This window comes from Phocaeicola intestinalis (assembly GCF_014837065.1).
GTDB classification, from domain to species: domain Bacteria; phylum Bacteroidota; class Bacteroidia; order Bacteroidales; family Bacteroidaceae; genus Phocaeicola; species Phocaeicola intestinalis.
Map to the genome: position 1 here is coordinate 1 of NZ_JACSPP010000021.1, position 13,634 is coordinate 13,634.

13 protein-coding genes are annotated in these 13,634 nt (G+C 43.3%); 2 read left to right on the top strand and 11 right to left on the bottom strand.

The features are described 5' to 3' along the window. Positions 1 to 250 precede the first annotated feature (250 nt). Positions 251 to 2,251: an NAD-dependent DNA ligase LigA gene (gene ligA, locus H9625_RS08370; protein ID WP_022039192.1), complete on the bottom strand. Its 2,001-nt coding sequence runs from the start codon at positions 2,249 to 2,251 to the stop codon at positions 251 to 253. A 102-nt stretch (positions 2,252 to 2,353) separates the two neighbouring features. On the opposite strand from ligA, the gene trmD reads away from it, so the two are divergent. Beyond that, positions 2,354 to 3,028, top strand: a complete 675-nt coding sequence (trmD, locus tag H9625_RS08375) for a tRNA (guanosine(37)-N1)-methyltransferase TrmD (protein WP_191763887.1) — start codon at positions 2,354 to 2,356, stop codon at positions 3,026 to 3,028. A 151-nt stretch (positions 3,029 to 3,179) separates the two neighbouring features. On the opposite strand, the gene H9625_RS08380 is transcribed toward trmD, so the two are convergent. From H9625_RS08380 to holA, 4 genes are all read right to left on the bottom strand, one after another. After that, complete coding sequence (locus tag H9625_RS08380) at positions 3,180 to 4,091, bottom strand: dihydroorotate dehydrogenase (RefSeq protein ID WP_022039190.1); 912 nt, start codon at positions 4,089 to 4,091, stop codon at positions 3,180 to 3,182. After that, complete coding sequence (locus H9625_RS08385) at positions 4,079 to 4,855, bottom strand: dihydroorotate dehydrogenase electron transfer subunit (RefSeq protein ID WP_087211903.1); 777 nt, start codon at positions 4,853 to 4,855, stop codon at positions 4,079 to 4,081. The genes H9625_RS08380 and H9625_RS08385 overlap by 13 nt, the downstream gene beginning before the upstream one ends. 103 nt (positions 4,856 to 4,958) lie before the next feature. Next, positions 4,959 to 5,411, bottom strand: coding sequence for a helix-turn-helix domain-containing protein (locus H9625_RS08390; protein WP_022039188.1), 453 nt, complete (start codon positions 5,409 to 5,411; stop codon positions 4,959 to 4,961). A 919-nt stretch (positions 5,412 to 6,330) separates the two neighbouring features. After that, positions 6,331 to 7,347 (bottom strand): DNA polymerase III subunit delta, encoded by a 1,017-nt coding sequence (gene holA, locus H9625_RS08395; protein ID WP_022039186.1) that lies wholly within the window; start codon positions 7,345 to 7,347, stop codon positions 6,331 to 6,333. A 56-nt stretch (positions 7,348 to 7,403) separates the two neighbouring features. Between holA and H9625_RS08400 the strand changes: the two genes are divergently transcribed. Then, positions 7,404 to 7,853, top strand: coding sequence for a type I restriction enzyme HsdR N-terminal domain-containing protein (locus H9625_RS08400; protein ID WP_022039185.1), 450 nt, complete (start codon positions 7,404 to 7,406; stop codon positions 7,851 to 7,853). 79 nt (positions 7,854 to 7,932) lie between these two features. Here H9625_RS08400 and H9625_RS08405 read toward each other — a convergent pair whose 3' ends face one another. The 6 genes from H9625_RS08405 to nqrC form a co-directional block, all read right to left on the bottom strand. Further along, entirely contained in the window at positions 7,933 to 8,724 is a 792-nt protein-coding gene (locus H9625_RS08405; protein WP_022039184.1) for a zinc ribbon domain-containing protein, read from the bottom strand. Between the two features lie 6 nt (positions 8,725 to 8,730). Then, the gene (locus H9625_RS08410; RefSeq protein WP_087211891.1) at positions 8,731 to 9,825 is read right to left on the bottom strand and encodes a Nif3-like dinuclear metal center hexameric protein; all 1,095 of its coding nucleotides are present in this window, start codon (positions 9,823 to 9,825) and stop codon (positions 8,731 to 8,733) included. Between the two features lie 541 nt (positions 9,826 to 10,366). Then, positions 10,367 to 11,632, bottom strand: coding sequence for an NADH:ubiquinone reductase (Na(+)-transporting) subunit F (gene nqrF, locus H9625_RS08415; protein ID WP_087406534.1), 1,266 nt, complete (start codon positions 11,630 to 11,632; stop codon positions 10,367 to 10,369). Between the two features lie 19 nt (positions 11,633 to 11,651). Then, positions 11,652 to 12,275, bottom strand: a complete 624-nt coding sequence (nqrE, locus tag H9625_RS08420; RefSeq protein ID WP_041584217.1) for an NADH:ubiquinone reductase (Na(+)-transporting) subunit E — start codon at positions 12,273 to 12,275, stop codon at positions 11,652 to 11,654. An 18-nt stretch (positions 12,276 to 12,293) separates the two neighbouring features. Further along, the gene (locus H9625_RS08425; RefSeq protein WP_013616829.1) at positions 12,294 to 12,932 is read right to left on the bottom strand and encodes an NADH:ubiquinone reductase (Na(+)-transporting) subunit D; all 639 of its coding nucleotides are present in this window, start codon (positions 12,930 to 12,932) and stop codon (positions 12,294 to 12,296) included. Between the two features lie 14 nt (positions 12,933 to 12,946). Further along, the gene (nqrC, locus tag H9625_RS08430; RefSeq protein ID WP_013616830.1) at positions 12,947 to 13,624 is read right to left on the bottom strand and encodes an NADH:ubiquinone reductase (Na(+)-transporting) subunit C; all 678 of its coding nucleotides are present in this window, start codon (positions 13,622 to 13,624) and stop codon (positions 12,947 to 12,949) included. Positions 13,625 to 13,634 lie beyond the last annotated feature (10 nt).

A 13,634-nucleotide genomic window follows, 5' to 3' on the forward strand; every position in this document is an offset into this window, starting at 1 on the left:
AATCGGGAAAACAGACCGGAAACAAACGCAAAAGAACCTGATAGAATATTACTTTATTGGAAAATTTAAACAGGCTCGTAGCCAATCCGACTGAGGTGAAAAACGCAGTAGTACTGCGTCAGCCGATGAAGTATATATCCGTAAGTGGATGCAGATATATTCAATCGCGAATGCAGTATATATTCAATCGCGGTTGCAGTATATATTCATTTTTCAGGGGTATTGGCTGTTTGCGGAGCTCATTTTATTTTTATCCGTTTATCATATTCAGAAACTCATCTTCACTTAGGATAGGTATGCTTAGTGCACGGGCTTTTTCCAGCTTGCTGGGACCCATGTTTTCGCCGGCAAGGATGAAACTGGTCTTTTTCGAGATACTGCCCACGTTCTTCCCTCCGTGCTTCTCTATCATCTCCTTATATTCATCGCGCGAATGACGGGCGAATACGCCGCTGATGACAATCGACTTTCCCTGTAGCTTATCGGTATGCCCTGCAAGGTCTTCTTCATCGGCTTCCAGCTTCAGCCCAGCCGTACGCAGGCGTTCGATAAGGTTGCGGTTTTTCTCGTCGGCAAAATAACGCAGTATGCTGCCAGCTATCTTCTCGCCGATTTCGTCTACGTGAATCAGGTCGTCAAGCGTAGCTGTAGCCAATGCCTCGATGGAACGGAAAGCACGTGCCACTTTCTTTGCAACTGTTTCACCTACAAAACGGATGCCTAATGCAAAAAGCACCCTTTCGTAAGTCACTTCGCGCGAACGGGCAATACCTTGAATGATGTTCTCTGCCGACTTTTCGCCCATGCGTTCTAGCCGTACGAGGTCTTCTGCCTTCAGCGTGTAGAGGTCTGCTACATCGTGTATCAGTCCTTCCTGGTAGAATTGGTCGACGGTTTCAGGTCCCAAACCTTCGATGTTCATCGCACGGCGGCTGATAAAATGCTCGATCTTCCCTTTTATCTGCGGCGGACAGGAACTTTCGTTGGTGCAGTAATAGGCTGCCTCGTCTTCGTAACGCACCAACGGGCTTCCACATTCGGGACAATGGGTGATGAAGGTTACTTTCTCGCTTCCTTCGGGACGGGATGCCACGTCTACACCTGTTATTTTCGGAATGATTTCGCCTCCCTTTTCTACATAGACGTTATCGCCAATATGCAAATCAAGTGAGGCAATGATGTCGGCGTTGTGCAACGAAGCGCGTTTGACTACCGTTCCTGCCAATTGCACGGGTTCCAAATTAGCGACAGGCGTTACGGCTCCCGTGCGCCCTACCTGATAAGTGACTTTCAGCAATCGGGTCAAAGCACGTTCTGCCTGAAACTTGTAGGCGATAGCCCAACGCGGCGATTTGGCTGTATAGCCCAAATTGCGTTGCTGGCGCAAAGAATTTACCTTTAACACAATGCCGTCGGTAGCCACGGGCAGATTCTTCCGTTCTACATCCCAATAATTGATGAAGTCGAATATCTCCTGCAGGGTCTTCACCTTGCGTGTCACGTGCGAAACCTTGAAGCCCCATCGGGCAGCCTCTTGCAGGTTTTCATAGTGTCCGTCGTGAGGCAGGTTTTCGCCCAACATATAATAAAGGTAAGAGTCAAGCTTGCGGGCTGCTACTTCGGCAGAGTTCTGCAACTTCAGCGTGCCCGAAGCCGCATTTCTCGGATTGGCAAACAAAGGCTCTTCACGTAGTTCGCGTTCGTGGTTCAGTTCCTCGAACACCTTCCAGGGCATCAGCACTTCGCCGCGCATTTCGAATTGGCGGGGATAGCCGTCGCCGTGCAGCACCAGCGGAATAGCCCGAATGGTCTTCACATTATCGGTCACGTCATCGCCTCGCACACCGTCTCCACGTGTCACGGCACGTACCAGCTTGCCGTCTTCATAAGTCAACGAAATGGAAGTGCCGTCGTATTTCAGTTCGCAGCAGATCTCAAAATCTTCGTTCAGTGCTTTGGCAATACGCTCGTAAAACTCCGTCACTTCGGCTTGCGAATAGGTGTTTCCTAACGAAAGCATCGGATAACGGTGCTCTACCTGGACAAAGTTCTTATTGATGTCGCTACCTACCCGTACCGAAGGGGAATTAGGGTCGTAATGCTCCGGATGACGGGCTTCGAGGTCTTGCAGTTCGCGCATCAGGTGGTCGAACTCCTGGTCGGAGATGACGGGCGCATTCTCTACATAATATTTATAGTTGTGAAGGTGCAATTCTTCACGCAACTGGTCGATTCTTTCTGTTTCTGTCATGTTCATTTCGGATGTTTCTTGCAAAAATAGCAAAAATGTGCCAGTGTGCGGTACGGGAACAACGGAAACTTCGTACTTTTGCAAAAAAAATAACAAGGAAACATGCGAATAGACATTATTACCGTTTTGCCCGAAATGATTGAGGGCTTTTTCAACTGCTCCATCATGAGCCGGGCACAAAAGAAAGGCATCGCTGAATTTCATATCCATAATTTACGTGACTACACCTTCGACCGCTACCGAAAAGTAGACGATTATCCTTTCGGCGGATGTGCAGGAATGGTGATGAAGATAGAGCCGATAGACCGTTGCATTTCGGCCCTGAAAGCCGAGCGCAACTATGACGAAGTGATTTTCACAAGCCCTGACGGCGAGCAGTTCGACCAGAAAATGGCGAACACCTTGTCGATGACTCAAAACCTGATTATCTTGTGCGGGCATTTCAAAGGCATCGATTACCGCATCCGCGAACATTTTATTACGAAGGAAATCAGTATCGGCGATTACGTACTAACTGGAGGCGAACTGGCGGCAGCCGTCATATCTGATGCCATCGTACGGGTTATCCCTGGTGTGATATCCGACGAGCAATCGGCACTGTCCGATTCATTTCAAGATAATTTACTGGCTCCACCAGTCTATACCCGTCCCGCAGAATACAAAGGATGGAAGGTACCCGATGTTCTGCTTTCGGGGCACGAAGCAAAGATACGTGAATGGGAGTTTCAACAATCTTTAGAGCGTACCAAACGGTTGCGTCCGGACTTGCTGAAGTAAGATATTTCTTTACATTTATTTCAAATCTACATATTCACGAAAAAAGGCCACAGATTTATTTTTTCCTCTCTCTTGACAAAAAAGTAAAAAAATCTGTGGCCAATTATTTTATTTGCATTTTCAGTATGCCATTCGCATATGTAAATTATTTTTAATATTCCAACGCGCCGATGATGTCACGAACTGAAGCAAATCCATGGCGGTCGAGATAGTCGTTGATACCTTCCGCTACTTTTACGGTTATAGCCGGATCAATGAAGTTGGCCGTACCTATCTGTACGGCGGTTGCTCCAGCAAGCAGGAACTCCACGGCATCGCGGGCATTCATAATTCCACCTAACCCAATGACAGGTATCTTCACGGCTTTTGCTACTTGCCATACCATGCGCAAGGCGATAGGCTTCACTGCTGCTCCACTCATCCCTCCAGTGATAGTGGATAAGACCGGTTTACGCTTTTCGGCATCTATTGCCATTCCCAGCAGCGTGTTGATGAGTGATACACTGTCTGCTCCGGCAGTTTCCACTGCACGCGCTATTTCTGTGATGTCGGTCACATTGGGCGACAGTTTCACGATCAATGTCTTGTGATAAGCTTTTCGCACTGCAGATACAACCTCGGCGGCTCCATGAGCTGTTACTCCGAAAGCCATCCCACCTTGCTTGACATTCGGGCATGAGATGTTCAGCTCAATAGCCGGGATGCAGTCCAGGCCGTCGATAATGCTTGCTGTTTCCACATAATCCTCTATTTGCGATCCAGACACGTTCACAATCATATTGGTACGGATGTCTTTGATTTGTGGGTAGATATGTTCTGCAAAATAATGCACCCCTTTGTTTTGTAGTCCCACAGCATTCAGCATGCCCATCGGTGTTTCCGCCATACGCGGATAAGGATTTCCTTCACGGTGATGAAGTGTCGTCCCCTTCACGATAATTCCTCCAATTTTCCCCAAATCCACAAAGTCTTGGAATTCAAGTCCGTAACCGAATGTTCCCGATGCAGTCATCACCGGATTCGATAAAGCCAGTTTTCCTATGTTTACACTTAAATCTGCCATAATAGTTTCTTTATATTAAATACAGGACCTTCTTTACATACACACACATGACCATCCCGGGTGTTTTCCACACAGCAAAGGCAAGCCCCCACACCGCATGCCATCGTGTTCTCTAGCGACACTTCACACGCTATGCCCTGCTGATTGGCGTATTTGGCCACGGCCATCATCATTGGTTTAGGACCACATGTGCAGATTAGATCGAACGTATTGTCTCTCAGTACACTGTGCATCGTAACATACCCTTTCTCTCCCATACTTCCGTCTTCGGTAGTAGTATGGACATCGCCCAATGCCTCGAACAAGTCCAGTTGCAACAAGTCATTCTTCGAGCGTGCTCCCAACAAGAATGTAGGTTTCAAGCCTTTCTTCAACAAAGTCTCGCCTAAATAAAGCAAAGGAGCCGTGCCTACACCTCCACCTATCAGCAACACCTTAGTAGCAGTGTCTTCTGGGACTGTAAAACCGTTTCCTAACGGCATGACCACATTAACTGTGTCCCCAGGATTCACGGTAGCCAATTTACGTGTACCATCACCAACCAGCTGAATCAAGAACCAGACCTCATTTTTCTGGCGGTCTACGTAATTAATAGAAATAGGACGACGCAGGAATGTCGTGTTCGAACCGTCTACCCGTATTTCGGCGAACTGCCCCGGAAGCATTTCAGGCAACGGCTCAGCCTGGGTCAACTTGAGTAATACATAGTTTGCATGCAAACGTATGTTTTCTGTAACAGTCAAATCAAGAATGTATTTCTTCATAAAATAAATTGAGGTAAATTCGTTTCACAGTACAAAGATAACGAATTTACCTCAATCTATAGAGAAAACTCCATCGCTTTTGCCCATCCACTTCCACAGATAATCAAGATTTCTCTGGCCTGAATACCTGATATGTTCCATTATCAAAGAAAATACGTATTTCAACTATTTTCGGATGAGGTTTTTCTATATATTTAATTTCTTCTTTTACAGTGTTTTGCATACCATTTCCTGGAGTGGAAGACGCGTTTTCCTTGCGAAAATCAAAACGAACCGGATATCCGCTTGCATTTTCTGGATTCTCATTGCTGTACAGACGGCTATTTCCATCTGTGGTACCTTCTTCAACGACTTTCATTTCACCTTCACCATAAAGCAACCAATTCAAGTTAATAGAAGGATAAGCCTTGTGAATGCGCATGACCACTTCCAGGCTAGGTTTATTCCGCTCTGTCAATATGTGCGACAGAGAAGATGTCGATATGCCTATTTTTTCAGCAAATTCGGCATTGGTTAACAACTCCTCTTGTATGATTTGTAAAATACGGTCTTTCATTATAATTATTTGTGTATATAATCTTAATGATTACAAATGTAATGCTTTTTATTTTCATTTGCAAATTTACATATGGAAAAACAAATAACAAAATTACATAACCATGAATTACATTTGTAATCACATCTAATGTTTACATCTGTAAACCATCAATTTCAAGTTCTTTTTAACTTTAACAAATTCATATAAACTACTAGGATACAGATTATTATACTATAATTTTGATTGTTTACACTTCGATAGTATAGAAATGTAAACAGTTATTTAATGCCATATAAAATATTATTTCATTAATTCTTCATAGATTGTTGGGTTTTAGCCTATTATTCTGTGTATAAACACATTGTATAAATTATCATGTACATTTATAAAAGTACACAATATAACCATAAGACTATGTATTTACATTTGTACTACAGTCTAAACAAATATACATATCGATTCATGGCATTTACAAATACAAATGTATTTTAGGTTTATCGGAGCAAAAATGTAGAAATGTATATGTCTGAATGTAAAAAAGCCCGAATCTATTCTTTAAGATTCATCAGAATAATGATGTGCAAAATAAAGATATATTCATAGCCATTTCAGTTATCTTCATAGCTTGTAAAAGCTATCTGGAGTGGCTTATGAATATATCTTCGTCTGGTAGGCAATATTGGTTGAGAAAAGAATGGCAAAATCACACAAGCCACGGAAGCAAATCAACTTTTCATCTTTCCGGAAATGTGTTTCTTTAGAAATTGGATGCAGGGATTAATTTTGCACAAATACCCCGATGTTGAAGATATTCTCTTCTCAAGATCGGATAACCCTCTCCGTTACCGAGGATACATCTGCATAATTTTACAGATACGTTTGCCCTTGGACCGTGGGTATTGTGACTTTGCCTTGATTGACTTCAGCCGGACTGCAATCAATGAAGAATTTGATAAATCAGTTCACGCAACAATTCCCCGTCGGAAACCGAAGCGTTGTTCACACCTTTCGAACGAACATCGCATTGACGGATGCATTCGATAATCTTCATTACTTTTACTCCCGAATAGTGTTTCATGGCAGCCAGGTAATCGCGTGCTTGCCACGGGGATCGCAGGCTAAGTTGAGCGGCCACTCCCTCTTCATTTTTTTGGGGAGCATAGTATGCCAACATCAGGTTGGCAAAGAAATTAAACAATACAGCCAGCGTAACCTGCAACGGATTGTGTTTTGGATTTTCTTCAAAATATTTTACTATTCGATTCGCTTTGAATACGTCTTTTACGATTAATGCATTCCGCAATTCGAAATTATTAAAGTCCTTACTGATGCCGATATTCTGTTCTATCTGTTCGGGTGTAATCCGCCGTTGTCCCTTGGGAAGCGTGATAATTAATTTTTCCAACTCGCCTGCCATTCGGTTCAAATCCGTCCCTACAAATTCTGCCATCATTTCTGAGGCTTTTGGCTCAATTTCCACTTGACGGCGTTTTAAATAAGATGCGATAAACCCTGGAAGTTGAGTGTCTTTCAGCTTCCGGGATTCGAACAGCACACCTACCTTTTCCAGTTCTGCTGTCAGCTTTTTTCTACGATCTAATGCGCCGTGTTTATAGCAAAATACCAGAATGGTAGAAAGCATCGGCTTTTGCAGATAATACGTCAACTCGTCCAAGTTCTTTAAGTTTTGTGCTTCGCGAACTACAACCACCTGGTATTTCGACATCATCGGATACCTTCTTGCCGCGTTAATAACAGAAGCTATATCTGTGTCTGTTCCATATACTACGGTCTGGTTAAACTCTTTCTCCGACTCTGTTAAAACGTATTGCATGATGTATTCGGATATGCGGTCGATATAGTAATCCTCTTCTCCCATCAGGAAATACACGGGAGCATAGTTTTTATTTTTCAGGTTGCGGGCTATTTCTTCGTAAGTTATTTCTTTTGCCATACTTTTTTGTAACTTTGTATGATAAATTATTCACGCTATTCATACAAAGATATAAAATGTTGGAATTAAACTTACCTCCTTATCCGTTTAAAATTGCTAACAAAGACGGGAAAAAATTCATATTCGATGTGTTACGCAAGAAATATGTTACCCTTACACCCGAAGAATGGGTGCGGCAGCATTTCACTCACTATTTGCTGGAGCACAAAGGTTATCCTTGGGGATTGCTGGCTAATGAAATCCAATTGAATCTGAACGGAATGAAAAGGCGGTGCGATACGGTGCTTTATAACCGCAATCTGACCGCCCGGATGATTATAGAATATAAAGCCCCAAATGTGGAAATCACGCAAGCTGTATTCGACCAAATTACGCGTTATAATATGGTGCTGAAAGTAGAATATCTGATTGTGAGCAATGGAATCCACCATTATTGTTGCCACATTGATTATGCAACGCACTCTTATACATTCTTGCCCACCGTACCGGCGTATGAGGAACTATGAATGAAAAGAATCGCCCCAACGGACAAAGCTCAAGATGTCTTTGCTCGCTGGGGCGACCCATATATTTTGCAGGTAAAAATCATTTCACTTTTGTTTCCAAGTGTCTTTCAGGCATTACTCCTGCCAGTTCCGGGTCAATCATGATGCGTCCACAATATTCACACACAATGATTTTCTTTCGCATACGGATGTCCAATTGTTTTTGAGGCGGAATCTTATTAAAGCATCCCCCACATGCATCACGCTGCACATAAGTAATTCCCAATCCGTTTCGAGAGTTTTTACGAATGCGCTTGAATGCCTGAAGCAAACGCGGTTCGATAGTTGCTTCCAACGCTTTTGCCTTGTCGCGGAGTTTTTCCTCTTCCTGTTTAGTCTCAGAAATGATTTCATCCAATTCATTTTTCTTCATCTCCAAGTCTTTCTTTCTTTCTTCCAGGGTATGTGTGTTCTTTTCTATTTCCTCTTGTTTTGATTCGATAGAAGAGGTATACTCTCTGATGCGTTTTTCACACAATTCCACTTCCAAGGTTTGGAATTCGATTTCCTTTGTCAGCACATCATATTCACGATTATTACGCACATTGTCTTGTTGTGCTTTGTATTTATCGATTGAAGCCTTGGCTGTTTCAATTTCAATACGCTTGGTAGCAACGTTCGATTTCAATTCTTCTATTTCACCTTTAATCTTTTCGATGCGGGTGCTTAAGCCTGTCACTTCATCTTCCAAGTCTTGTACTTCCAACGGAAGTTCACCTCTTAAAGTCTTGATTTTGTCAATTTCAGACAACATGGTCTGCAATTGGTACAAAGCTTTCAGTTTTTCCTCCACACTCAGTTCACTAGGATCTTTTTTTACTTCTTTCGCCATAATGCTTTATAAATATTTAATCGGATTTGTATTGATTCGGGTCATACGAAGTTCCAATGATGGGAATTTTTTCTCTAATAAAGAACAAATCAATTCTTTAGTGTATTGTTCGCTTTCGTAATGGCCTATTTCTGCAATCAAAATACTATTCTCATAATAAAAATAATCGTGATACTTCACTTCGCCTGTTATAAACACATCAGCCTGACTGGCTATAGCACGTGGCAGCAGAAATGCTCCCGCTCCTCCACACAAAGCTACATTTCGGATTAACCTTCCTGTCAGCCGCGAATGTTTCACGCAGCCTGCTTCAAAAATCTGCTTGACGCGACGCAGGAAGTCACCTTCTGTTTCCGGTTCTTCCAAGACACCTATGATGCCTGCCCCTGCCTGGTTCCATTTGTTTTGCACCGGATAAAAATCAAATGCCGGTTCTTCATAAGGATGGGCTGCCAATAAAGCTTTGGTTACTACATCCCGCTTATACACCGGAAGAATGGTTTCTATCCGCATCTCTTCTTCGTGATGTAATTCACCTATTTTACCACAATAAGGATGTGTACCGTTTCCAGCCCGGAATGTCCCGATTCCTTCTATATTATAACTACAAGCATCATAGTTGCCTATACAACCGCAACCAGCTCCAAACAGAGCATCACGTACTTGGTTGACGTGTTTCATCGGTACGAATGTCACCAGCTTCAATAATGCGTTTTCTCTAGGCTCTAATACACGCACTTGCCTCAATCCTATTTTTTCTGCAATCTTATAATTTACTCCCAACAAAGCATTGTCCAAATTGGTATGCATCGAATAAATTACAATATCGTTCTTAATAGCCTTAATAACGCATCGCTCCACATAGTCTTTACCCGTAACCGACTTGAATCCTTTAAAGATAAGCGGATGGTGTGATACTATCAAATTATATCCCAAAGCTATTGCTTCGTCCACCACAGCTTCAGTCACGTCCAAACACAACAAAGCCCCTGTAACCTCCGCGTCTGTCAATCCGATTTGCAAACCGGCATTATCAAAACCGTCTTGCAAAGGCAGAGGCGCGAACATCTCAAGGGCATTCAAAACTTCCTTAATCTTCATGTCTCAAAAAAAATCGTACAAAAATAATAAAAAACTGTGATATATTAAAAAGTAAACCGCTTAGATTTACATAACATTAACGCATAAGCGAAATTGGAATATAAAAGACGGGTGTGTGGAAGCTGTACATGCTTTCTCAACAGATGAAACTGACGGACTGTTTGCCTGCCGATTATTTGCCTGGATTATCGGGAAGGATTAAATATGTCCGCCAACAGCCAATATATACCCCTGAAAAATGAATATATACTGCATCCGCGGTTGAATATATACTGCATCTGCGATTGAATATATACTGCATCTGCGATTGAATATATACTGCATCTGCGGTTGCATATATACTGCATCTGCGGTTGAATATATACTGCATTCGCCTATGGATATAACTTCATCGGCAAACGCAGTATTACTGCGTTTTCAACTCGGTCAGATTCGCTAAAGGACATTCATAAAAATATCAAGGAGAATCAGAAACTTACGTTGATTCTCCTTGATATTCAAAGCACCTGTTTAGAACTGTTTTTGATTAAAGCTCTTTATCTTATCCGAAATTGTCGTACATAATAGAAGATGAATCCACTCCCAAGCTATCCAACATGTTGACGACAGCTTTCGACATCGGACCCGGACCGCACATATAGTACTCAATGTCTTCGGGTGCCTCGTGATTCTTCAAGTAAGTTTCATACATCACCTGATGCACGAAGCCCGGAGTATATTTCACGCCTGCGGCATCGGCTGCAGGGTCAGGACGGTCAAGCGCCAAATGGAAATGGAAGTTCGAGAAATCTTTTTCCAATTGCAGGAAATCTTGCAAATAGAACACTTCATTCAATGCACGGGCGCCATAGAAATAATGCATTTCACGGTCGCGCGTATTCAATGTACGGGTCATGTGCATAATTTGTGCACGCAACGGAGCCATACCGGCACCACCTCCTACCCAAATCATTTCTTTCTTCGAATCGAATATCGGGTGGAAATCACCGTAAGGACCGCTCATCAGCACCTTGTCACCCGGCTTCAGCGTAAAGATATAAGAAGATGCGATACCCGGATTCACGTCCATAAAACCACTGCGGTCGGGCTTGAACGGAGGCGTGGCAATACGGACCGTCAACATGAATACATCACCCTCTGCCGGATAGTTCGCCATTGAATAAGCACGAATGGTAGGCTCCGTATTTACACACTTCAACGAGAACATATTGAACTTCTTCCATGCAGGCAAATATTCATCACCGATCAATGACTTGTCAATATCCTTGTCGTAATCCATCGTAAATGCCGGAATCTTAATCTGTGCATACGAACCGGGGATAAAGTCCATGTGCGCGCCGGCAGGCAATTGCACCTTGAATTCCTTGATGAACGTTGCCACATTCTTGTTCGAAATAACGGTACATTCGTATTCCTTCACACCCAAGACCGATTCAGGCACTTTGATAGCCATATCGCCTTTCACTTTCACCTGACATCCCAAACGCCAATGGTCTTTCTGCTGCTTACGGCTGAAATGCCCTACTTCCGAAGGAAGGATTTCTCCCCCGCCTTCCAAAACCTGGCACTTGCATTGTCCGCAAGACCCTTTCCCGCCACAAGCCGATGACAAGAATATATTGTTTACAGCCAAGGTGTTCAGCAATGTCGAACCAGACTCCACTTCCAACTGGTTTTCTCCGTTAATGGTCAGTTTTACCTTACCCGAAGTTACCAAGAACTTTTTCGCCACCAACAAAATGATGACCAACACCAGAATAGTCACCAGGAATACTCCAATGCTTGCTAATATAAAATTCATGTCCATTGTCTTATTCCTTTCCTTATTAGATGTTCAAACCTGAGAAACACATAAATGCCATAGCCATCAAGCCTACTGTAATGAAAGTTATGCCCAAGCCCTTCAACGGAGCAGGCACATTGGAGTAAGCCATCTTCTCACGAATGGCAGCCAGGCCCACAATAGCCAGCAGCCAGCCTATACCCGACCCCAAGGCGTATGAAACAGAATCCCATACATTGCCGATAAATTTCGGGTCAGACTCTCCCAAGCCAATGCGTTGCTGCATAAACAAAGACGCACCCATAATCGCACAATTCACGGCAATCAAAGGCAAGAAGATACCCAATGAAGCATACAATGAAGGGCTGAAACGCTCTACAACCATTTCTACCAACTGGGTGATGGCAGCAATAACGGCAATAAAGAGGATGAAGCTCAAAAAACTTAAATCAATGCCCAAGATACCGTCTGCCGCAAGCACTTTGGTCTGAAGCAGATAGTTGACCGGTAAAGTCACAACCAATACGAACGTAACGGCAATACCTAACCCGAGGGCAGTTTTTACATTCTTCGACACAGCCAGATACGAACACATACCCAGAAAGAATGCAAAAATCATATTGTCCACAAAGATTGAACGGACCAATAAACTTATAAAATGTTCCATAATCATTACCTTTCCTTATTATTCCTTTTCTTGTAATTCGGGATGTTTCGCACGCTGATACCATATCAGGCAAGCCACAATAATCAATGCCATAGGCGGCATCAACATCAAGCCGTTGTTCACATATCCCGCCTCCTTAATGGCATCGTAATTCAATATATTGTAGCCTAACAACGTACCTGAGCCTAAAAGTTCACGGATAAACGCCACGATAATCAAAATCTTGGCATAGCCTAAGCCATTGCCCAGACCGTCCAGACAAGATTCCCACGGGCCGTTTGCCATCGCAAACGCTTCAAGACGTCCCATCAAGATACAATTCGTAATAATCAGACCTACGTAAACGGATAATTGCACACTGACATCGTATGCAAATGCCTTCAACACTTCGCTCACGATTGTCACCAAAGCGGCAACCACTACCAGCTGGACAATGATACGGATACGGTTCGGAATCGTTTTGCGAATCAATGAAATGACAACGTTGGAAAATGCCGTAATAATCGTTACGGAAAGCCCCATTACGATAGCCGGTTCCAACTTAGAGGTTACGGCGAGTGCAGAACAGATACCCAATACCTGAACCGTTACCGGGTTGTTCATGCTTATCGGAGTAGAAAACACCTCTTTATTCTTAGCTGAAAATAAACTTCCCATGATATTCGTCCTCCTTATTTAGTAGTTAAAAAATTGGTATAATGGCCCATGCAGCTCTTTAACATCTGGCCTACCGCTACCGAAGTGATTGTACCGCCTGAGATTCCATCCACCTGGAATTCCGGCTTCTCAACCTTCCCGTTCTTCACGACATCCAGACCAACCACAGAACCATCCATGACTTTCTTGTCTTTAAACTCGTTTTGGAAATGCTCGGTAGCGATTTCCGCACCCAAGCCCGGAGTCTCCGAAGCATGAGAGAAATAAGTGCCATACACGGTATTCTTGTCTTCGTTCAGCGCCACATATCCCCAGATGGCACCCCAAAGACCGGCACCGTAAACAGGAATAACATACTTTGTTTCCCCGTCCACTTCACAGACAAAGAGATGAGCTTCTCCTTTTTCTTTATATGCTTTCTCATATCCGGTGACAAAAGCGCCTTCATACGGTTTCAGCGAACCGTCTTCAGCCACCAGCATATCTTCCTTCACCACCTCGGCAAACTTGGCTTCGGGATTCTGCACATCGCGAATGCCCAGTGAAGAAAGAATCTGTTTCTTCGTATCCAACTCAACGTTCTTTCCTTGCAGTTCGCGCAAAGAAGAGTTGACGAAAGCCAGCAAAAACGCTACGATAATAACCAATACCGAAGCATAAATGATAGTATATGAATTACTATTGGTATTCATTGTTCTTCCG

Excerpts from the sequence above, each read along its gene's own strand:
- trmD (WP_191763887.1), top strand. The coding sequence starts at position 2,354 with ATGCGAATAGACATTATTACCGTTTTGCCCGAAATGATTGAGGGCTTT.
- ligA (WP_022039192.1), bottom strand. The coding sequence starts at position 2,251 with ATGACAGAAACAGAAAGAATCGACCAGTTGCGTGAAGAATTGCACCTT.
- H9625_RS08400 (WP_022039185.1), top strand. The coding sequence starts at position 7,404 with ATGTTGGAATTAAACTTACCTCCTTATCCGTTTAAAATTGCTAACAAA.
- H9625_RS08410 (WP_087211891.1), bottom strand. The coding sequence starts at position 9,825 with ATGAAGATTAAGGAAGTTTTGAATGCCCTTGAGATGTTCGCGCCTCTG.
- H9625_RS08385 (WP_087211903.1), bottom strand. The coding sequence starts at position 4,855 with ATGAAGAAATACATTCTTGATTTGACTGTTACAGAAAACATACGTTTG.
- holA (WP_022039186.1), bottom strand. The coding sequence starts at position 7,347 with ATGGCAAAAGAAATAACTTACGAAGAAATAGCCCGCAACCTGAAAAAT.
- nqrF (WP_087406534.1), bottom strand. The coding sequence starts at position 11,632 with ATGGACATGAATTTTATATTAGCAAGCATTGGAGTATTCCTGGTGACT.
- H9625_RS08405 (WP_022039184.1), bottom strand. The coding sequence starts at position 8,724 with ATGGCGAAAGAAGTAAAAAAAGATCCTAGTGAACTGAGTGTGGAGGAA.
- H9625_RS08390 (WP_022039188.1), bottom strand. The coding sequence starts at position 5,411 with ATGAAAGACCGTATTTTACAAATCATACAAGAGGAGTTGTTAACCAAT.
- H9625_RS08425 (WP_013616829.1), bottom strand. The coding sequence starts at position 12,932 with ATGGGAAGTTTATTTTCAGCTAAGAATAAAGAGGTGTTTTCTACTCCG.
- nqrC (WP_013616830.1), bottom strand. The coding sequence starts at position 13,624 with ATGAATACCAATAGTAATTCATATACTATCATTTATGCTTCGGTATTG.
- nqrE (WP_041584217.1), bottom strand. The coding sequence starts at position 12,275 with ATGGAACATTTTATAAGTTTATTGGTCCGTTCAATCTTTGTGGACAAT.
- H9625_RS08380 (WP_022039190.1), bottom strand. The coding sequence starts at position 4,091 with ATGGCAGATTTAAGTGTAAACATAGGAAAACTGGCTTTATCGAATCCG.